Here is an 18559-nt window from a genome sequence, read left to right as displayed (position 1 = left end):
ATCAGCATGACGAAACGGGTCAATTGCCTTTAACTGGCTTTCTTTTGTCCGATAGTAACCACCGTCCCCTGATTAATCTGGGAATCGACATGCACAGTCAGTGATAAGTGATCGGCCACTTCTTTTACCAAAAAGAAGCCTAGACCAGTTGCTTTTTGAAAGCGACGGCCGTTATAGCCCGTAAAACCATGGTCGAACAAACGCGGCAGGTCCTCTTTTAAAATACCGATCCCTGTATCTTGAATTTGGATCGCATCCGGCCTAATCGTAATCACAACACCACCGCTTTTCGTATATTTAACGCTATTACTGATAATTTGTTCCAGCACCAAAGCCAGCCATTTTTCATCAGTCGTCCACACAGCATCCCCATCAATTTGAACACGCAGATTCTTTCTAATGAATACAGGTGCAAATTTACGCACCACCCTCTGTAGCAAAGCTTTTAATGGAACCTTAGTAAAACGGTAATCCGTCTGCTGATGATTCAAACGCAGATGGTTTAACAATAAATCCAAATAATTTTCTAATTGAAAAGTCTGTTCCTTGATATCATCAGTCGTGAAATCGCCAGTCTGCCCCATCAAATCCAGCACGGACAGCGGCACTTTCATTTGATGGCTCCAGATGCTGACAACATCGGTCAACTCCTCGTCAAATTGTGTGATACGCGCAAGCTTTGCTTCGTAAAAATCTTTTTGTTCAGCCAACAGCCGCAGCATATCAGCTTCAGCCAACGATTCAGCTTTCAAGTCAACTTCCGGCACCAGTTGACGCACTCTTTCTGCATGCCGGCGGCGAAATTGGTAGTAACGATAAAGGACAAACAAAATTAAAATCGTCATGCCAAACAGTAAGGCCGACCAAAGTATCTCAAGCGGCACATGACGCAAATAAAATGTCGCACACATAACAGCGATAAAAGCCAGCAAACTGAAAAACGCTAAACGATTTTCACGCCAAAACATAACCAACTCCGCGAACTGTCCCGATATAATCAAAACCAATTGTCAGCAGCTTCTTGCGCATACGGGCAATATTGACCTGCAAAGTGTTGGCATCAACGTATTCATCAGATTCCCACAGCTTTTCCAGCAAGATTTCCTTGGTGACAGTTTGATTGGGATGCTCAAATAAAGTACGCAGCAGTTTGCTTTCAGTCGGTGTCAACTCAATACGGTCACTGCCCTTTTTTAGTTCCGAGCCCGCCAGCACGAACTCTTGAAAAGCCAATTGTGTTTGGGAAAATTGGTAAGTCCGCCGCAGCAAGGCATTGATTTTTGCCTGCAGTAAGTCAATCGAAAAAGGCTTTGTCACATAACCATCGGCACCCATATTCATTGCCATGACTTGGTTCATGTCATCATCTGCCGAGCTGAGAAACAAAATCGGCGTCGTTGCCTGTTTGCGGATTTCCGCGGTCCAATAAAAACCGTTAAAATACGGCAGCTTGATATCCATCAAAATCAAGTCTGGCCTTGCGGCAGCAATTTCCTGGGCAACGCTGCGAAAATCCTGCACGGAAAGCAGCTGATAATCGTTAAAGGCAGTCTTGATCTGTTTGACGATTGCTGGATCATCTTCAACAATAAATACGATTGCCATATTTTTTCTCCCCTGTGCTTTGGATACATTTATTCTAATGATTTTCAGCTGATCGGACAAATAAAAAAGCTAGGCCGAATTCGGGATAGCTTTTAAGATCATCTTTCAACAAGCCGGTAATAGACTCTGCTGGTCTGTTTGAAAATCAGATAATAAACAAGGGCGACGACCGCAATTGTGGCAGCACTGGTAAGTAATAATAAGCTCAATCGAGTTGGTACAAAGAGACCAAGCAATTTTTGGATCATCACAAAAGCAAAAGCAAAGTGGCAAACCGCGACAACAATTGGCATGAAGAAGACCAACAGGACTTGTGAACGAATTGTCTGGCGTACCTCCCGTTTGCTCAAACCGACTTCTTGGAGAATCTCGAAACTGCGCTTGTCTTGTTCTCCCTCAGAAATCTGCTTGTAGTAAATAATCAGAGCTGTGCCCAGGACAAAGGTGAAACACAGAATTAAACCAATAAAGAGGAAAGCACCAGCAAAAGACATAAGCACCTGACGTGTCTGATCATAACGCATCACGTTTGGTGGTGTTCCCATGCCGCTTTCCAGCTGCGATTTATCAGAAATCTTACGAATCGGCTGGTTGCTGCCATTCAGACGATAGTCCGATAGTGCTTTATCCAGTTTGACTGCATTTTTGGCAGATAAATCCATGCTGATTGTGCTTTGGAAATGCAAATCTGAATTAAGGCTGTTTCCTCTTTTTCCGGATTGGTCTAAGATAGGCTGAACTTGTTTTTCAGAATTAACAATTAAAAGCAGCCAATTAGAAGCCGTCAGGCTGCGAGTCGGAAAGTTGCGCATACTGCTGATTTTTTCTTTGATATGAAAGCGATGCTGCCCAAAAGTAATCTGTTTGGCGTCAAAATTACCGATTAAGGGAAAAGCGATTGCCTGATTATCGGATAACTGGACTTTTTTGCCAGTTAGCTGCGTATACATATCAGCTGTCATGAAATTAATCGCAGTCAAAGTCGAAAAACGCTGGATGGTCTTAAATTTGCCTTGTTTGATTGACCCATAAAGGCTATCCGACATACTATAAGCAATGCTGTTTTTCAACGGAATGTTATTTTCCTTGGCAACTTGTCCGATTAAAGATTGGCTCTTAGGTAAGGTCGTATTAAAATTAATCATTGTATTGCGAACGAAACTGCCGCGCAGAAAACCGTTAATACTCGTATATAAGTCAATCGTCGTCGCCAGAGTCACAAAAGTCATTGTGACTAAAATCGTGATATTAGCTAGTCCGACGGCGTTTTGCTTCATGCGATAAAGCATGCTGGAAACGGTAATAAAATGTTTCGGCTGATAATAATACTTCTTGTTTTTCTTGCGGCGTTTTAAAAGCCAAATCGTAAAGCTCACATAGAACAAGAAAGTACCAGCAATCACAAATAGAACTGCGATAAAAAATTTGACCAAAGCATCCAGCGGCGAAGCAACTGTGACAGCCATATAATAGCCGATAGCGAGAAAGATAATGCCCAAAAAAGCCAAGACGACACGTGCTTTCGGTTCTTTTTCACCGCGGCTTTCATTCTTTAGCAGTTCCAAGCTGGACTGACTTTTAATCGTGACGGCACTGATTATCATGAGCAGCAGATAAATAAAGAGAAAAGCGATTGTGATAGTCACGATTGCTGTCGGGCTCCACTGTAAATTAAAGTAATTCGTACCCAGAATATTAGCCAAAATCAAGTAAAGGAATTTAGCTAGGATCACGCCAAGAGCACTGCCAATAACAACAGTTACGATCAGCATCATGAAGAGTTCCAAAACAGCAATACGGATGATCTGCTGTTTTTTCAGACCCAAAATATTGTAAAGGCCGAATTCCTTCGTGCGCCTTTTCAATAAGAAACGATAACTGTAAATCATAAAAACCGTCGCGAAAATCAGCAGCACAATTAAGCCTAAGGCCAGCATCATTGCAGCGTTTGACGCACTCCGAACCTTTCTCAAGCTGGGGCTGAACAAAATACTGGCAATCGTCAGATTCATGACAAACATGACTATACTTGATAAGCCAAAAGGCAAAAAAGTACTCAGCGACTGACGAATATTGCGGCTGGCAAGTTTCAAATAAAACATTTACTGCACCTCGGTTCCGAGAATATTCGTCATCGTCAGACTGATTTCCTGCATGAAGGCAGGCACTTCCCGATCAGCACGATAGAGTTGATGAAAAATACGGCCGTCTTTGATAAACAGGACGCGTTTGGCATGTGCGGCTGCCATCGCCGAGTGTGTCACCATCAAAATGGTCTGGCCAGCCTGATTAATTGATTCCAGCAAAGACAATAAAGCCTCGCTATTTTTAAAGTCCAGCGCCGCTGTCGGTTCGTCTGCGAGAACCAATTCCGGTTGTGTGATTAAGGCACGTGCAATTGCCACACGCTGCTTTTGACCGCCGGATAGTTCAAAGGGCTGTTTATTTAATAGGTCTGCGATATTTAATTTTGGTGCCAGCCGTGCTAAACGCTGTTCCATGACGTCAGCTTTTTGTCTGCCTAAAACCAGCGGCAGAAAAATATTATCGCGTACAGACAAGGTATCCAGCAGATTGAAATCCTGGAAAATAAAACCGAGATGTTCACGCCGATAGACAGCTAACTGGTTTTCTTTGATTTTTGTGATATCCTGGTCGTTTAGAATTACGGAGCCCGAAGTTGGCTTTTCCAAAGTTGCTAGTATATTCAGCAGCGTCGTCTTCCCTGATCCGCTTTCACCCATGATCGCAATATATTCGCCTTTGTCGACGCCAAAAGCCACGTCTTGTAAAGCGGTCGTCTTCTCTTTGCTAAAACGCGTCTGAAAAATTTTCTGTAAATGATTAACTTGCAGCAGCATATTTTTTATTCCCCTTATCGCTTAGTTGCCAATAAATCGAGTATACAGGGCTCGCCAGTCGCCAGTCTGACATTGGTGCGGAAAAAGCTGACAATTTTGTCAGCTAACCGGTTGACTAGTTGCGAGAGCTCTTAAAAATGCGATGCCTTGCGATCAACAAGATGGCAGCAACGGCAGCAAGCAGCCAGGCAAAACTAGCAAGCAGAATAGAAAATCTTTGCAGAGCTGTCTTTTTATAGGTGAGAAGGTAAGTACCCTGGCCTTTGGGAATTCTAGCCGCCACATAGCCCTGATGCGAAAACACCTTAGCCCTTTGCCCACTGCTAAGCGTCACACGATAACCGTCATAATAATATTTAGGGAAAATAACGGTCGTTGTTTGCGGAAAATGATATGCCTGATAGATGGTATCCCCTATCTCTGTGGGAATGATGGTGGTTTTACCAGCTGCTACTTGTCTGGTCTGAAAATGTTTTGGCGGTTTATCATAATTAATCCCATTTGGTACGAACTCTTCGCCACCACCGATAATTTCATTGCCATAACTTGAGAATTGCTGATCAGTTGTCGCGTGTATGCCCATATTCTGAAAATTTGCTAAAGTCTTAAAATTAAATGTCACTGTCAGCAAAACTGATAAAACCATTAATCCGACTTGATACTTTGTTTTTCCGGCCAGCACTGTCAGCAGCAATACAGTAAATAAAGTTGCAAAAGTTAATAGACGCCATTCGAATTGGATCTTGGCAAGCGGCGTCTTATCGGCAAATGACCAAAATAACAAGTTACTAGATAAGACGAAAAAAGACGATGCAATGAGGAATAATTGACGAGTTCTGACGACCATCCTGCCAAAATGCAGCCCAGCATAAATTAGCGTTATGACCAGAATCGGCCCAACATTGGGAGCCAAATTCTGCCAGACGCCAGCACTGTTTGAAAAAGAATTGCTTATTAGCGAGCCCAATGAATAAGACAAACCCTGAGGAGCCATCCTATCCTCGCCCATGAACTGATAACCGCTGTCCATCATCTGCTCCATAATTGGCAGAATGACAGATGCTGACAACGCAACCGCCAGCATGTAGGCGGCTGTTTGCCGATACAAAAAACGCAGTGAATATTTCTTTTGCACAAGCAGCAGCAAATTAAAAATAATCACAATACCTACAATCATGTAGACGGATAAAAAATGAATGTTTGCAATAATGCCAAGCGCGATCCCCGTGATAAAAACACCATATTTTTGATCCGTGACAAGTCGATAAAAGCCTAAAAAGAACAGCGGCACAAAGGAATAGACCATCGCCTCGCCCAGAGCGCCTCGAACAAATAAATCAATCGCATAATAGCTGCTGGTCGTATATAATACTGCCGCAAATAGTGCCTGCTGCCGTTTTTTAAAAAAACTGAGCGCACAATAATAACTAATCAATGCCGTCGCCATCACATAGACGAGAAGCAGACCATAGTAAGAGGCAATGAAGCCAAAGCCGAAATAGTAAAAAATAACAAAGGGCAGTGTCCACAAAGATGGATAGAACAGATCAGCCGCATAGCCGTAACCTCTCGCCATCGTACCAAAGACCATCGGATGAAAATCAAAATGAGTCGCAACCGCCTGATAAAACATGAGCAGACGATTCTTATGAAAAAGAAAATCATCCTGGTTATAGATTTTATGAACAAACAAATAAGGCAGCAGGACTGAGATGGCCACAACTGTCAAAATCAAAATATCATGCCCACGGAAAATGAAAGCTCTGATTTTTGTCATTACTCAATACTATAAATCGCAAACATTGCTCATATCTTAAAGCAAAGCCTTAATCGCCGGCAAAACAAACTGCCACATGTTTTCAAATTGCCCCTTAAAATCCACTTGCCCCCAACTTTTTGAGAATGCCGGCGCAGTGAACCAGGAAAAAGTCATGATAATATTACTTGCCGCCTGCTCCGGTAGACCGGTCAAAGTGACTAATTTAGTATTTAAATCCTGCATATGGCGAGCTAACAATGCTTCATCGTTATCGACGTAAGTCGTATATAAGGCAAACATTTTCGGATCATTGACAAAGCTTTCATACTTGGCACGGCTCAAAGACCAAAGCCAATCATGAATCAATGGTACTTTGTCTGAATATTGGCCAGCATCAAACGAGAAAGTCTCTGATAAAATCGTGTCCAACCATTTAATCGATAGAGCACCCCACAAATCTTTTTTGTTTTGAAAATATTTATATAAGGCTGCATGAGAAGTACCTAGCCGCTCAGCGACATTCGATAATGAGACTTTTTCCATCCCCGAGGCTTCAATCATCTGCTCGGCAGTGGTTAAAATCAATGTTTCGGATAACTTTTGCATGTCCCTATTTTAGCATAGGAGTTACAAAAACAAAAAAATGTCAGTGACAACCATTGACTTTTGTAACTTCAAATATTAAGCTGTTTTTAGTTACAAAAAATAAAAGTTGTAACCTTATCGGAGAAAAAATGCAATTATCAAATAATATCATCTTAATCACAGGCGGAACATCCGGCATCGGCTTGGCCTTTGCCAAAAAATTGATTGAATTAGGCAATACTGTCATCGTGACCGGCCGTTCTCAAAAGAAGATTGATCGGGTCTTATCTGAAAATCCTGGCTTAGTTGCTTTGACAGCGGACGTTTCAGATCTGGATTCGGTTAAATCACTGGTGCAGACAATGACAAAAGATTATCCAAAGCTGAACATAGTCATTAATTCGGCAGGAATTATGCGTCCCGAAGACCTATTTGATCCAAAGCTTGCACCGGAAGAGCTCACTGAGGAGATTGATATTAATCTAAAAGGTACTATTTGGATGGATCAGTTATTGCTGCCCCTATTGAGTGCACAAACAGAATCCATGATCGTCAACATTACATCCGGACTGGCAAATCTTTCCATGCACGCCACGCCAACTTATTCGGCAACAAAAGCCGGTTTGCGTATGTTTACAAACGCCTTGCGTTTCCAGGCAAGCAGACAGGCGCCCGGGCTGCACATTGTCGAACTTGTACCGCCTTTGGTGCGTGGAACCAGTCTTGAAGCCAATAAAAATATTCAAAATCAAGGCATCACAACTGATCAGCTGGTCACAGCCGGTATCGCCGGAATGGCCAAGAACAAAAAACGCATCAACGTCGCTCAATCCAAAGCAATGCAATTGATGGGACGCAGTTTTCCAATGTTCTTTGAGAATCGCATCGCAAAGTCAATGACGAAAGCAAATCAGAAAGCAGGGCAAAAAGCATGACAGCAATTCCTCAGGCAATTCATTCATTTATCACAGCAACCAACGAGGCCAACGATACAGCATTCGTTAACGCCTTTACACCAGACGCTTATCTTGAAGATTGGGGACGCGTTTTTAGCGGGCACAATGGTGTCGCTTCTTGGAATCGCAGTGACAATATCGGTAAGCACAGCCATTTCGATTTCGTCTCGATCAAAGACGGTTCCAAAAGCGATGAATATATTGTTACCTTAAAGGTAACCGGGGGCGGCTATAATGGCACCAGCGACATGGCAATGACGGTTGCCGGCGACAAGATCAGCCGTTTAATTATTGGTGCTTAAAAACAAAAAAACGTTACAAGATTTCTTGTAACGTTTTTTTAGTAGCTCGATCGGGAATCGAACCCGAGATTTCGCCGTGAAAGGGCGACGTCTTAGCCGCTTGACCATCGAGCCAAATGGTCAGTGTCGCAATGAAGCAACGTAAATATAGTACGGGAAAACGAGCCGAAGGTCAAGCCTTTTCTGAATTTTCTTTGACAGTAACCAAAAGAATCAGCCCCAGCAGGAATAAAATAGCCATGCTAAAGGCACCAATTTGGACATGTCCAGAAAATTGGGCTGTCACACCAAAGAGAAATGGGCCGATAATCGCGGAAAATTTACCAAAAATATTGAAAAAGCCAAAAAACTCCGAAGCATGTTCTTTGGGGAGCAGTTTGCCAAAATAGGAACGGCTCAAAGCCTGAATGCCGCCTTGAGAAGTTCCCACCAGCACCGCTAAAATCCAAAATTCTAGAACAGAATTAATAAATAAAGCGTAGCAGACAATTAAGAGGTAGATGCAGACACCAACAATCAGCATGCGTTTTGTCCCTACCCGTTTGCCCAAATAACCATATAAAATCGAAAATGGAAAGGCCAGCAGCTGAACAACCAGCAAGACAATCAATAACTGCGACGGTTGAATCCCGACTGCTAGACCAAATGGCGAAGCAACCGTAAAAATCGTGTTAACACCATCAATGTAGAAAAAATAAGCTAGCAAAAACACAGCCAGTTGCCGATACTCCTTTTCTTTAAAATGTTTCACGGTCCCTGCAATTTCCTGAACGGCCGAGCGGAAAGCATGCTCAGGCAGGGGCAGGCTGCTTTTTTGCCTGACATTCTGCCAAAATGGCAGCGTCCAGAGCAACCACCAAATTGCGGCAATCAAAAAGGCCGCATAATAAGCTGTGTTGCCTTTTAAAAGTCCACTAGCTACCATACCGTAAAAAACCGAAAAAGGCAGGAGACCGCCCATATATCCCCAACCGTAACCAGCCGAACTCACCTTATCCATGCGATCATCAGTCGTGACATCGATTAAGTATGAATCGTAAAAAATATTGCCGGCTGAATAACCGATATTAGCAATCACAAAAATTCCAAGAAGCAGCCAGAAACGCTGATCCCCTGCCAAAACCAGAGCAGCTGTGGCTGTAATCCCAATGATTGTAAAACTGCTGAATAATTTTCGTTTCATTCCTGCGAAATCTGCCAATGCACCAAGCAGAGGTGCCAAAAAAGCAACCAATAATGTCGAGATGGAATTAGCATAAGACCAAAAGGCTGCCGAAGACGCTTGCGAATACCCGCTGTTTTGGCCGACCGACATTAAAAATATTGGTAGAACAGCCGTGACGACAATAATGCCGAAACTGGAATTAGCCCAATCATATAAAATCCAAGACCATTCACTTTTATTTAACCGCCTGTTTTCGACTGCTTTATCCTGCTTATTTGAAGACATCGTCGATTGTGCTGCCATCAATTGCCTCCTTGAATTGAAGCCCGAGTATGCGTGCAAAAGTCGGTGCCTCGTCAATTAGACGGGCCTGTTTGACGGTGTGCCCTTCTTTAATACCGGGTCCGGACAAAATCAGTGTTGTCTGATAATCTTTTTTTGCTGGCAAAAAACCGTGGACAGCGTGATAACGATCCGTCTGACCAATCGTCCTTGGATCAACTTCTTCGATTAAATTGTTAACAGCCGCTTCATCGGTGAAATAATAACCCGGCTTGGCCTCGACCATTAAATCCGCATTGGCATCAGCGCCCATTTTGACCAGTTCATCATGCGTGTAGACTTTTTCAACACCCGCACCGGCATGATCTTTAATCAAATGTGCGATTCCGGCGGCCTTTTTTGGATCTTTCAGATAGATATAGGTCGACCCGTCTGTTGTCTTAGCTAGCACCTGCCAGTCTGTAATGATGCCTTTATTGGCATCATAGTCCAGCCAAGAATTTTGTTTGAACAGATAATTCAAATGGATCATGCGACTGACATTAATTTGATAGTGATCACCTAAAACGACAATATTCGTCTCGTTAAAGCGGCCGTCTTCTTTGAGTGCCTCAATCATCAAACCAAGATGTGTGTCCAAGCGCGACAAGGCTGCCAATGCTTCCGGTGATTCGACGCCATAATGGTGACGCATTGAATCCAAATCTACCAAATGAATCAGGGTCAGATTCGGAAATTTGTGTCTCAGTGTCCAGACAGCCGATGCTGTGACAAAGTCATCCAATTGCGGCTGTGAAATACCATGACGCATTTTGCCAAACAACGAATTCATGTGAATCGTAAAAAAAGGCGAGCTAGCGCGAAAAGACTGCGTATATTGATTCTGCCAAATTCGATTAGGAAAAATTTCAGCAATATTATATTTAATGGCCGGGCTGCCTGCCGTAACAGGCCACAAAAACGCTGCCACAGTCATCTTATTTTCATGAGCTAATTGGTAAAGCGTCGGTTTTTTAATATACTTAGCCCACCAATACCAATCAGGCGATAGCCCGCGGGATAATTGCGTCAGCGTATTATTCACAATACCGTGCCGACTGGGATAGTCTCCTGTCGCAATTGTCGTATGGCTCGGATAAGTCAGGGTCGGATAGATGCCAAATACTTTTTCGACATGCGTGCCACTATCAATCAAGGCTTTTAAATTCGGCATTAAATCCAAATGGTTCTTTGTATCCAGTTCTCCCAAAGCGTCAAAAGAAACTACCAGTAAGTGTTTCTGATCATTTAGCATAGTCATATTCTAAAACAGGACGAAAAAAAATGCTCCAATTCAAGAAGCATTTCACTCATTTAATACCAGCCGTAAATACGATGGTGCTCAGCTGCGGCTTCCCACGATCCATAGCGTGCCGCAACATAACGATCTGCTGCCGAACCCGAATAGCCGCCGTAACTAGCTGCAGCCTGTGAACCCATTTGGAACAAGCCCTGATATTGGCCGTTAGCTGCATTAGGATTGCCACCGGACTCGATTGATTTAATCCATTCTTTGGATGCATTTCCCGTAACGCCGTAACTGCCGCTTGATGCAGCAGAATTGACTTGATAACTGGTTGGACGAACTTGGGCAGCCCGTTGAGCTGCTGCTCTCTGTTCGGCTGCGCGTTGTGCTTGTGCCTTTGCCTCAGCTGCTTGTTTGGCTTCTTGGGCTTTTTTTTGTTCAGCCTCTTTCTTTGCTGCTTCTTGTGCAGCAATTTTTTTATCAGCTTCAGCTCTGATTGCAAATTGATCGTTAATCGAATTTTGTTCAACAACATGAGCCGAAGATAAACTATTTATTTGTTTTTGGAATTTGCCCTGACCATTTAAAACTCCCTGCGCAGTGGTGATAGTCGAGGCCTGGAAATGTCCGGACATGACGACTGCGGCCAAGATCATAGATCTGGCAACAGTATTGACGGTAATATGTTTCATTGCAAGAACAATGTTCCCGCCCGAAAATTACTGCAAAATATCATTTAGATTGTCTTTTTGTAACACAGGTTTTTAATTGTATATAGCAATAAGCCTTAAAAAAGGGATAAACTTTTGTAATATTTGAACTTAAGACTATTTTTCACTTTAAACTTTTTTAATAAGTTAAAACAAACAGCGAATTATCACCCACTTGTAATATACAAATTTATAAAAAAAGGGTCAAAATTGCTTTTTTGTTCAAAAAAAATCAATTTTTTTAACTCAGATTAAGTACTCATTTGCGTTTTCCATCCGATAGGACTGTGTCAAAATAGCACTTTCAGCAGTTAAAAGCATACAATTAAGAATTATGCGTGCACATTTTTATGCAATCGTGAATCAGCATGCCGGTAATTATCGAGGTTATAAAATCTGGCAGCAGATTCAAGAACACATGATCGGGATGAATGTTCGTCTATCCGTCCTGCTTTCTGCCTACCCTGGCGCACCGGAAGATCTGGCTTATGATTTAGCCAGCAGTCTCCCAGACAAAGAGTCAGATGTCGTTGTCTTGGCTTTTGGCGGCGATGGCACGCTGCATGAAGTCCTTAATGGCCTGATTGAAGCTAAGCGCCAATATCCGTTGCCGTTAGCCTATATCCCTGCAGGCTCTGGCAATGACTTTGCTCGCGGCGCTGGACTGAAATCAGCGAGTCACTGGAAACAAGGCCTTTCTGACCTCTTACGGACGACACATTCCCAACCGATCAATATCGGTAGTTATCAGCTACAAGACAATCAGCCTAAGCGTTTCTTTATGAACAGTTTTGGCATTGGTTTTGACGGTTCTGTTTTAAAAAGGGCTAATCAATCCTCCTACAAAAATCTATTGAATCACATTGGCTTGGGCGCAATTAGTTATTTGATTGCAGCTGTGTTTACCATTTTTCAAACCAAGGGTTTCTCAGCCAAAATCCAAGGACTGGATCTGACTAAAAGCTATGCCAAAGCCTATCTGATGATCGTCACCAATCATCCCTACTTTGGTGGTGGTATTAAAGTAGCGCCGGATGCAAAACTGCATGAAAATAATCTGAAATTCGTGCTGTTTCAAAGACACCATCTGTTCCAAATCATTATCGACATGCTGGCAATTATTTTCGGCGGTTTTCAATATCATATGAAAGCTGTTGATAATGCTTTGTTAACACACGATTTTACGATTGAAGTCAACAGCAGGCAAACTGCACAAGTAGACGGCAAATCAATCGATCAAGAAAATTATCAGGTTCATTTTTCCAGAAGCAGCTACCCTTTTTGGCTGCCGGAGACAATCAATAAAAAACGCTGACAGTTTTCTGCCAACGTTTTTAATAAATTTTTAAAACTCTTCATACTCGGCTGGATCCTGATTATCGCTTCGGCCATCGGGTTTTGTCAGACTATTAATTATCGACATATCACCATCTGAAATCACAAAGTCGAACAGGTCCATGTTGCCGAACTGACGTGCCGGAGACGATGCTTTAGGAATCGGCAATGTTCCCAATTGCACTTCCCAACGGAGAATCAGTTGGCCGACATTTTTATTGTATTTAGCTGCTAATTTAATTAACGTATCGTTTTTCAGCATTTGACTGGCACGTCCTAACGGGCTCCAGTCTTCAGTCAAAATATTGTGCTTTGTGTCATAATCGCGCTGTGATTGCTGATTGAAGTATGGGTGGAGCTCAATTTGGTTAATTACAGGCATAACGCCTGTCTCTTTTTCCAACTTGTCTAAGTGTTCAGGCAGAAAATTGCAGACCCCAATCGAGCGAATCAAGCCAAATTTCTGAGCTTGAATCAGTGCCTGCCAAGCTTCGACATATTGGCCGCGCTTAGGATTAGGCCAGTGCAGCAGATACAGATCGTAATAATCCAATCCTGCTCGATAAAGTGATTCCTGAATCGTGCTGATCGCATCTTGAAAGCCATAGTGCCTGCCTGGTAATTTAGAAGTAATAATCAAGTCGGCACGATTGATGCCAGCCCGTTTAACAGCTTGACCTAATGCGCCTTCATTTTCATAATTAAAAGCAGAATCCAGCAAACGATAACCAGCCTGAATGCCGGAAACAATCGTATTCACCCCTTGTGTACCGTTCAGCAGGTAAGTACCAAAACCAACTTTAGGCAAACGCAATCCGTCGCTTAATACATAATTTTCCATGAATTTAATGCCTCCATGACCCATATTTTAGTTGAAGGAGCATGTCAATAGACAAAAATCACAAATAATTGGTCTAAATTTTAGTTATAGCGTACTTTAAAACGCAGATCATCTGCCAGATAATCTTTATCGTCAGCCGGTGCTTCAATAGACCCAAAAGGCATTTGTGCTCTTAAAATCCAGCCGTCGGGAACTTGAAAGGCTTGTTTGATCTGATCATCAATTAAAGGATTGTAGTGCTGCAGACTGGCTCCTAGCCCAACATTAGCCAAGGCTGTCCAGACATTGATTTCAGCTCCGCCTAGCCCCTGTTCAGACCAATCTCGGAAATTATCTTTATAAAGGGTAAATTGTGCCATATCTTTTTCAATCGTCGGCTGATCCGAGAAATAAAGAATTGTACCAAAACCAGCCTTAAAAGCGTCAATCTTAGCCTTTGTCTGCTCATATGCCTCTTGGTTGGGTACTTCTGCTTTCAAGCGTTCTGCGATAATTTCCCAGACCAGATCAGATGACTTGCCAAATAAAATGATGGACCGCACAGTCTGGTTATTAAAAGCCGTTGGCGATTCTTTAATGACTTGCTCAACCAAATCCGTAATTTCTTCTTTGCTGTAATTGACGTTCTTTCCGATAGTCCGAATGGAACGCCGGCTTTTCAATAATTCAAGGTAACTGTGATCAATCATACTGATAGAATCTCCCATATTTTTAGATTAAGATGTTACTTTTTTTATAACATGTTAGATTCTATGCCTGCCAATATCACTTGTCAATGAGCTTCAAAGAGCCTTGTTGACAAAGAATGTGTTATATAATAAGTGACAACTATTAAGGTGAAAGAAAGGATTATGGCTAATACACAGCTTTGTGATGCCACTCATGTGCTGGCTTATATCGCAATCAACAACAAATCCCAAGTTAAAAGTGCTCAAATTGCAGAAAGCCTCCAGACTGCCCCTAGTCTGGTAAGACGTATTATGAGCCGTTTGTCCAAAGCGGGCCTGATCAATACCGTACAAGGCGCGACTCAGCCTATGTTGTCCAGGCCGGCAAATAAAATTTCGCTGCTGGATATCTATTTGGCCTTGGATGAACACCCTGAGCTTCTTAAAATTGACCAGCATACCTCGCCGGATTGCCCGATCGGCAAACAAATTCCGACTATTGTTCACCACTATTATGACGAAATACAAAACGCTGCACAGGCCAAAATGGCTGTGATTTCCTTGCAAGATATTGTTTCCGACATCAAATTGTCTAGAAAACAATCAATTGCAGAGACTAAATAACAGACTTTGGAAATTTTCATTTAATACATTGTGAAATTTTGCCTTTTTTGCTATAATTGCACTTGTGATTTATTGTACATTAAGGATTTAAGGAGAGCTAAAGGAAAAATGTCGGATAAAGTTGCAGTTGTTACGGGCGCCGGTCAAGGTATCGGCGAAGCCATCGCTAAGCGTTTGGCAAAAGATGGTTTTAAAGTTGGTTTGGTCGGCCGTCACGTTGAAAAAGTCGATGCAGTCGCCAAGAGCATCAATGATGAATTTGGGGCCGACACAGCCTTTGCAGTCAAGGGCGATGTTTCCAAGCGCGATGAAGTTTTCGCTGCTGTCGAGAAAATCAGCGACAAATTCGGTGATTTGAATGTGATCGTAAATAATGCCGGCGTTGCACCAACGACACCGATTATGGAAGTCACTGAAGATGACATGGAATGGACATGGAAAATCAACGTTGACGGTGTCATTTGGGGCACACAGGCCGCAGTGACAGCTTTCAAGAAGTTTAACCATGGTGGTAAAATTATCAATGCCACTTCACAAGCTGGTGTTCAGGGTAACCCTAGCTTGACTGTCTATGGTTCAACCAAATTCGCGATTCGTGGTATCACGCAGACAACTGCCAAAGAACTTGCAGCTTCCAATATTACGGTTAATGCCTATGCGCCCGGTATCGTTAAGACACCTATGATGGAAGACATTGCCCACGAAGTTGGCCAAAATGCTGGCAAAGACGACGAATGGGGTATGGCACAATTTGCCAAGGGAATCGCTTTAGGCAAACTATCCGAGCCAGAAGACGTTGCCAGTGTTGCTTCATTTTTGGCTGGGCCTGATTCAAATTACATCACCGGTCAGACAATCATTGTCGATGGTGGTATGGTATTTAACTAATTTTCTGATTGAAAAAGCCTGCATGCGCGGGCTTTTTTGTTACGTTCTTTTTTAGATGCGGTAAGATTTTATAAACGAGATAATCAAAAACGAGTAGAGCATGCAGATAAGAGACATTCAGGCTAGAGATGATGCGCCTTTAAAAGCCATCATCCAAAATAATTTAAAACACTTCGCACTGGACATCCCAGGAACCGCATACTTTGATCCAGAGTTGGCTCATTTAAGCCGTTTTTACGCTGCGGCCAAAAATCGTGCCTACTTCGTATTAACGGATGAACAAGACAACGCGCTTGGCGGCTGCGGGATCGCCGAATTCGATAGCACGCATCATATCGCCGAACTTCAAAAATTGTATTTATCCGATCAGGTAAAAGGCCAACATTATAGTTACGATCTGCTGCATCAGGCCTTGGTTTTTGCCAAGCATGCCGGCTATTTGTCCGTCTATTTGGAGACGCATCATCGTTTAAAAGCCGCCGTACATATCTATGAAAAGCTCGCCTTTAAAAAATTGCCCGCTGCCTTGTCGGGTTCTTTGCACAACAGCATGGATCTGTTTTACATGAAAGATTTGACAACCTTTGCATAATAAAAAAACAACCCCACCAGCAGTGACGAATCATATGGTTTTACCCAACTCTTCAAGACTGTGAACATTTAACGAACAACTGATTCTAAAGCAATGACGCTCCATTGATCACGTCGCTAAATGCTGATGAGATTGCTCCCGGGTCCTTTGAGATCCAACTTTGCTCATTCGCGAAATCTTTAACAGTGAATCCAATCACCGCTTGTGATCTCCTTGACCCTGATTTAATTATAACAGCTTTCGTCGCTTAATGAAAGCGCTTTCTAAAAAATCTTCCTCTTCTCTTCCTTTAATATTCCTTTAGGCTGCCTTTGATAAAATGAAGCCGGTTATTAATCTAATCAAACACAGAGGAGTGCAATATGTTTAATCTCATCAAGGATTTATTAAAGGACAATGATCATGTGCTTGTCACTTTTACAAATGGCCAATCTCGTGAAATAAAGAAAATCGATCAGTTGCCTGATAACACAAATATTTTCAAAAGCACCGATACGGCAGATTACAAAGTTTATTTTCGTGAAGCAAGCATCGTGACAATTGTACCTGAAGCCAAGCCCACTCAAATCGATCCATTAATCTAAAAAGCCAAATTTGGAAGGGCTTTTTTATTTAGTCGTCTGTCTTTGCCATTTTGTGACGTGTTTATAAACAGTTAATTTTCATTTTGTATGTTAAAAACCGAGTATTTTTTTAAAGCGTGGAGGTTTTATGAAAATTGATAATTACGTCGCAGAAAATGAAAAGAAACAAACAACAGCCAAACGAATTAAAAGCCTTAAAATGATGAGCAAATTCGCCATTCTGGCTTGTTCGCTTATGTATATTTCCTATATCCCACAAATTATGTCCAATTTCTCCGGGAATCCGGTTTCACCCATTCAGCCTGCTGTGGCCACGATTAACGCAACTCTTTGGGTGGCCTACGGCTGGTTAAAAACTTACAAAGATTGGCCGGTCATCATTTCAAACGCACCCGGCATCCTTTTCGGATTAGTCACTTTTGTAACGGTTTACGTGCATTAACGGTTCCTGTTAGGTGGTTAAAAAAGTTATTTTTTGAGATATTTTTAGAAAATTATCATCAAAATATTGTATTATCCACCCACTTTATGGACATTATTCCTAAAAAATGAAAACAGATCAATTTTATCTAAAGTCATGTTCAAACTTTTTTACGTGCCAATAATCGCGATGAACTCGCATTATTTTGTATGATGCCTACTTTGTAATTTTCGGTTAATAGCCAGCACATCTTGATTGATTTGTGTGGTCACAACAACCCATACGCCGATATAAATAATCACAAATGTCAGCCACCACATTTCCCAGGAATTGATTAAAAAGTGATTGACTAGGCTGTAGACGAAAACAAGGGCAGCCGTTAGAACAAAATGAATCACCAACTGACTGGCAAAATTTAAATAATCGTCTAATTCGAAAATCATCGAAACAAGACCGATCGAAGCACCCATAAGCAAGGTGCTGACGATTTCCAGTTTTGAAAAATTCACCGATCCGGAGAAAAGTTTGCCAATCAAATAAATTGATGATGCAAAACCAATCCCGATTAAAATATATCTGATAACTTTTTTCAACATGAGGCTCCTGGTCAAATCCCTAATTTATGTTTCAAATTAACAAGATATCTTCTGCTGATCGGCAATTTCTGACCATTAGTCATAACTGCGACCGGATTGCCGATAAAAACAGTTTCCAAGGATTGCAGAAAATTAAGATTGATGACTGTGGCACGACCGATTTGAATAAAATCACTATCTAAGTGCTCTAAAATTTTATAGAACCTACCACGAGCCGTCAGAACGCTTGCGTCGCTCGTCACCCTCAATTCATCATGAAACACCTCAATAAACATAATATTTTTCTGATGAACCACTCTAACGGACTCGCCGTCATTAAAAGACAAAATGTCGCTAATTTTGTCGTACTTGTCCAAATAATCGTTGATTTTTTGAATCTCGGCCGTATATGCCACTGCTTCGATGACGATATTAACTTGATTGGCCGGCAAGGTTTTATTGGGTAAAAAAGAAATATGCAAATCGGCCTCCCTTATAAAATAAAGTCATTATAAAACACT

General features: G+C 42.1%; 21 protein-coding genes and 1 tRNA gene. 8 read left to right on the top strand and 14 right to left on the bottom strand.

All coding sequences use genetic code 11. The features are described from left to right. Window positions 1–29: 29 nt before the first annotated feature. From NRF22_RS00165 to NRF22_RS00140, 6 genes are all read right to left on the bottom strand, one after another. Entirely contained in the window at window positions 30–968 is a 939-nt protein-coding gene (locus tag NRF22_RS00165; protein ID WP_263778603.1) for a sensor histidine kinase, read from the bottom strand. After that, complete coding sequence (locus tag NRF22_RS00160; protein ID WP_263778602.1) at window positions 955–1605, bottom strand: response regulator transcription factor; 651 nt, start codon at window positions 1603–1605, stop codon at window positions 955–957. The genes NRF22_RS00165 and NRF22_RS00160 overlap by 14 nt, the downstream gene beginning before the upstream one ends. A gap of 98 nt (window positions 1606–1703) precedes the next feature. Next, window positions 1704–3707 carry an FtsX-like permease family protein gene (locus NRF22_RS00155; protein ID WP_263778601.1) on the bottom strand — a complete coding sequence of 668 codons (2004 nt, stop codon included), beginning with the start codon at window positions 3705–3707 and terminating at the stop codon, window positions 1704–1706. Continuing rightward, on the bottom strand, window positions 3708–4466 hold the full coding sequence (locus NRF22_RS00150) for an ABC transporter ATP-binding protein (RefSeq protein ID WP_263778600.1): 759 nt from the start codon (window positions 4464–4466) through the stop codon (window positions 3708–3710). It abuts the gene before it with no gap. A gap of 115 nt (window positions 4467–4581) precedes the next feature. Further along, window positions 4582–6243 carry a hypothetical protein gene (locus NRF22_RS00145; RefSeq protein ID WP_263778599.1) on the bottom strand — a complete coding sequence of 554 codons (1662 nt, stop codon included), beginning with the start codon at window positions 6241–6243 and terminating at the stop codon, window positions 4582–4584. A gap of 36 nt (window positions 6244–6279) precedes the next feature. After that, on the bottom strand, window positions 6280–6831 hold the full coding sequence (locus NRF22_RS00140; RefSeq protein ID WP_263778598.1) for a TetR/AcrR family transcriptional regulator: 552 nt from the start codon (window positions 6829–6831) through the stop codon (window positions 6280–6282). Between the two features lie 128 nt (window positions 6832–6959). Here NRF22_RS00140 and NRF22_RS00135 point away from each other — a divergent pair, with 128 nt between their 5' ends. Continuing rightward, window positions 6960–7745 carry an SDR family oxidoreductase gene (locus NRF22_RS00135; RefSeq protein ID WP_263778597.1) on the top strand — a complete coding sequence of 262 codons (786 nt, stop codon included), beginning with the start codon at window positions 6960–6962 and terminating at the stop codon, window positions 7743–7745. After that, window positions 7742–8068, top strand: a complete 327-nt coding sequence (locus tag NRF22_RS00130) for a nuclear transport factor 2 family protein (protein WP_263778596.1) — start codon at window positions 7742–7744, stop codon at window positions 8066–8068. Before NRF22_RS00135 ends, NRF22_RS00130 begins: the two co-directional genes overlap by 4 nt. Before the next feature lie 42 nt (window positions 8069–8110). On the opposite strand, the gene NRF22_RS00125 is transcribed toward NRF22_RS00130, so the two are convergent. The 4 genes from NRF22_RS00125 to NRF22_RS00110 all read right to left on the bottom strand — a co-directional run bounded on the left by NRF22_RS00125 (window position 8111) and on the right by NRF22_RS00110 (window position 11492). Beyond that, window positions 8111–8182: transfer RNA gene (locus NRF22_RS00125), tRNA-Glu, on the bottom strand. Window positions 8183–8240: 58 nt separating this feature from the next. Beyond that, window positions 8241–9536 carry an MFS transporter gene (locus NRF22_RS00120; protein WP_263778595.1) on the bottom strand — a complete coding sequence of 432 codons (1296 nt, stop codon included), beginning with the start codon at window positions 9534–9536 and terminating at the stop codon, window positions 8241–8243. Beyond that, entirely contained in the window at window positions 9505–10809 is a 1305-nt protein-coding gene (locus tag NRF22_RS00115; protein ID WP_263778594.1) for an alkaline phosphatase family protein, read from the bottom strand. Before NRF22_RS00115 ends, NRF22_RS00120 begins: the two co-directional genes overlap by 32 nt. 59 nt (window positions 10810–10868) lie before the next feature. Further along, window positions 10869–11492 (bottom strand): cell surface protein, encoded by a 624-nt coding sequence (locus tag NRF22_RS00110; RefSeq protein WP_263778593.1) that lies wholly within the window; start codon window positions 11490–11492, stop codon window positions 10869–10871. Window positions 11493–11844: 352 nt separating this feature from the next. Here NRF22_RS00110 and NRF22_RS00105 point away from each other — a divergent pair, with 352 nt between their 5' ends. Then, window positions 11845–12825, top strand: a complete 981-nt coding sequence (locus tag NRF22_RS00105) for a diacylglycerol/lipid kinase family protein (RefSeq protein ID WP_263778592.1) — start codon at window positions 11845–11847, stop codon at window positions 12823–12825. Between the two features lie 30 nt (window positions 12826–12855). On the opposite strand, the gene NRF22_RS00100 is transcribed toward NRF22_RS00105, so the two are convergent. Next, the gene (locus NRF22_RS00100) at window positions 12856–13686 is read right to left on the bottom strand and encodes an aldo/keto reductase (protein WP_263778591.1); all 831 of its coding nucleotides are present in this window, start codon (window positions 13684–13686) and stop codon (window positions 12856–12858) included. A gap of 80 nt (window positions 13687–13766) precedes the next feature. Next, window positions 13767–14375: a nitroreductase family protein gene (locus tag NRF22_RS00095; RefSeq protein WP_263778590.1), complete on the bottom strand. Its 609-nt coding sequence runs from the start codon at window positions 14373–14375 to the stop codon at window positions 13767–13769. A gap of 132 nt (window positions 14376–14507) precedes the next feature. On the opposite strand from NRF22_RS00095, the gene NRF22_RS00090 reads away from it, so the two are divergent. From NRF22_RS00090 to NRF22_RS00070, 5 genes are all read left to right on the top strand, one after another. Then, entirely contained in the window at window positions 14508–14978 is a 471-nt protein-coding gene (locus NRF22_RS00090; protein ID WP_263778589.1) for an Rrf2 family transcriptional regulator, read from the top strand. Between the two features lie 108 nt (window positions 14979–15086). Next, window positions 15087–15866 (top strand): (S)-acetoin forming diacetyl reductase, encoded by a 780-nt coding sequence (locus NRF22_RS00085; RefSeq protein ID WP_263778588.1) that lies wholly within the window; start codon window positions 15087–15089, stop codon window positions 15864–15866. 100 nt (window positions 15867–15966) lie between these two features. Continuing rightward, on the top strand, window positions 15967–16458 hold the full coding sequence (locus tag NRF22_RS00080; protein ID WP_263778587.1) for a GNAT family N-acetyltransferase: 492 nt from the start codon (window positions 15967–15969) through the stop codon (window positions 16456–16458). Between the two features lie 362 nt (window positions 16459–16820). Further along, entirely contained in the window at window positions 16821–17042 is a 222-nt protein-coding gene (locus tag NRF22_RS00075; RefSeq protein WP_263778586.1) for a hypothetical protein, read from the top strand. Between the two features lie 127 nt (window positions 17043–17169). Beyond that, the gene (locus tag NRF22_RS00070; protein ID WP_263778585.1) at window positions 17170–17484 is read left to right on the top strand and encodes a hypothetical protein; all 315 of its coding nucleotides are present in this window, start codon (window positions 17170–17172) and stop codon (window positions 17482–17484) included. Window positions 17485–17663: 179 nt separating this feature from the next. Here the strand turns inward: NRF22_RS00070 and NRF22_RS00065 are convergent, their stop codons facing one another. Next, a complete protein-coding gene (locus NRF22_RS00065) occupies window positions 17664–18059 on the bottom strand; it encodes a DUF3021 domain-containing protein (RefSeq protein ID WP_263778584.1) in 396 nt (131 codons plus the stop codon). Between the two features lie 11 nt (window positions 18060–18070). Beyond that, a complete protein-coding gene (locus NRF22_RS00060) occupies window positions 18071–18520 on the bottom strand; it encodes a LytTR family DNA-binding domain-containing protein (protein WP_263778583.1) in 450 nt (149 codons plus the stop codon). Between the last annotated feature and the right edge of the window lie 39 nt (window positions 18521–18559).

The sequence above is a fragment of the Oenococcus kitaharae genome, assembly GCF_025758695.1.
Lineage (GTDB): Bacteria > Bacillota > Bacilli > Lactobacillales > Lactobacillaceae > Oenococcus > Oenococcus kitaharae_A.
This window is presented reverse-complemented; position numbering and strand designations above follow the sequence as displayed.

Coding starts and splice junctions, on each gene's coding strand:
- NRF22_RS00165 (WP_263778603.1), bottom strand. CDS start 968: ATGTTTTGGCGTGAAAATCGTTTAGCGTTTTTCAGTTTGCTGGCTTTT.
- NRF22_RS00160 (WP_263778602.1), bottom strand. CDS start 1,605: ATGGCAATCGTATTTATTGTTGAAGATGATCCAGCAATCGTCAAACAG.
- NRF22_RS00155 (WP_263778601.1), bottom strand. CDS start 3,707: ATGTTTTATTTGAAACTTGCCAGCCGCAATATTCGTCAGTCGCTGAGT.
- NRF22_RS00150 (WP_263778600.1), bottom strand. CDS start 4,466: ATGCTGCTGCAAGTTAATCATTTACAGAAAATTTTTCAGACGCGTTTT.
- NRF22_RS00145 (WP_263778599.1), bottom strand. CDS start 6,243: ATGACAAAAATCAGAGCTTTCATTTTCCGTGGGCATGATATTTTGATT.
- NRF22_RS00140 (WP_263778598.1), bottom strand. CDS start 6,831: ATGCAAAAGTTATCCGAAACATTGATTTTAACCACTGCCGAGCAGATG.
- NRF22_RS00135 (WP_263778597.1), top strand. CDS start 6,960: ATGCAATTATCAAATAATATCATCTTAATCACAGGCGGAACATCCGGC.
- NRF22_RS00130 (WP_263778596.1), top strand. CDS start 7,742: ATGACAGCAATTCCTCAGGCAATTCATTCATTTATCACAGCAACCAAC.
- NRF22_RS00120 (WP_263778595.1), bottom strand. CDS start 9,536: ATGGCAGCACAATCGACGATGTCTTCAAATAAGCAGGATAAAGCAGTC.
- NRF22_RS00115 (WP_263778594.1), bottom strand. CDS start 10,809: ATGCTAAATGATCAGAAACACTTACTGGTAGTTTCTTTTGACGCTTTG.
- NRF22_RS00110 (WP_263778593.1), bottom strand. CDS start 11,492: ATGAAACATATTACCGTCAATACTGTTGCCAGATCTATGATCTTGGCC.
- NRF22_RS00105 (WP_263778592.1), top strand. CDS start 11,845: ATGCGTGCACATTTTTATGCAATCGTGAATCAGCATGCCGGTAATTAT.
- NRF22_RS00100 (WP_263778591.1), bottom strand. CDS start 13,686: ATGGAAAATTATGTATTAAGCGACGGATTGCGTTTGCCTAAAGTTGGT.
- NRF22_RS00095 (WP_263778590.1), bottom strand. CDS start 14,375: ATGATTGATCACAGTTACCTTGAATTATTGAAAAGCCGGCGTTCCATT.
- NRF22_RS00085 (WP_263778588.1), top strand. CDS start 15,087: ATGTCGGATAAAGTTGCAGTTGTTACGGGCGCCGGTCAAGGTATCGGC.
- NRF22_RS00080 (WP_263778587.1), top strand. CDS start 15,967: ATGCAGATAAGAGACATTCAGGCTAGAGATGATGCGCCTTTAAAAGCC.
- NRF22_RS00075 (WP_263778586.1), top strand. CDS start 16,821: ATGTTTAATCTCATCAAGGATTTATTAAAGGACAATGATCATGTGCTT.
- NRF22_RS00070 (WP_263778585.1), top strand. CDS start 17,170: ATGAAAATTGATAATTACGTCGCAGAAAATGAAAAGAAACAAACAACA.
- NRF22_RS00065 (WP_263778584.1), bottom strand. CDS start 18,059: ATGTTGAAAAAAGTTATCAGATATATTTTAATCGGGATTGGTTTTGCA.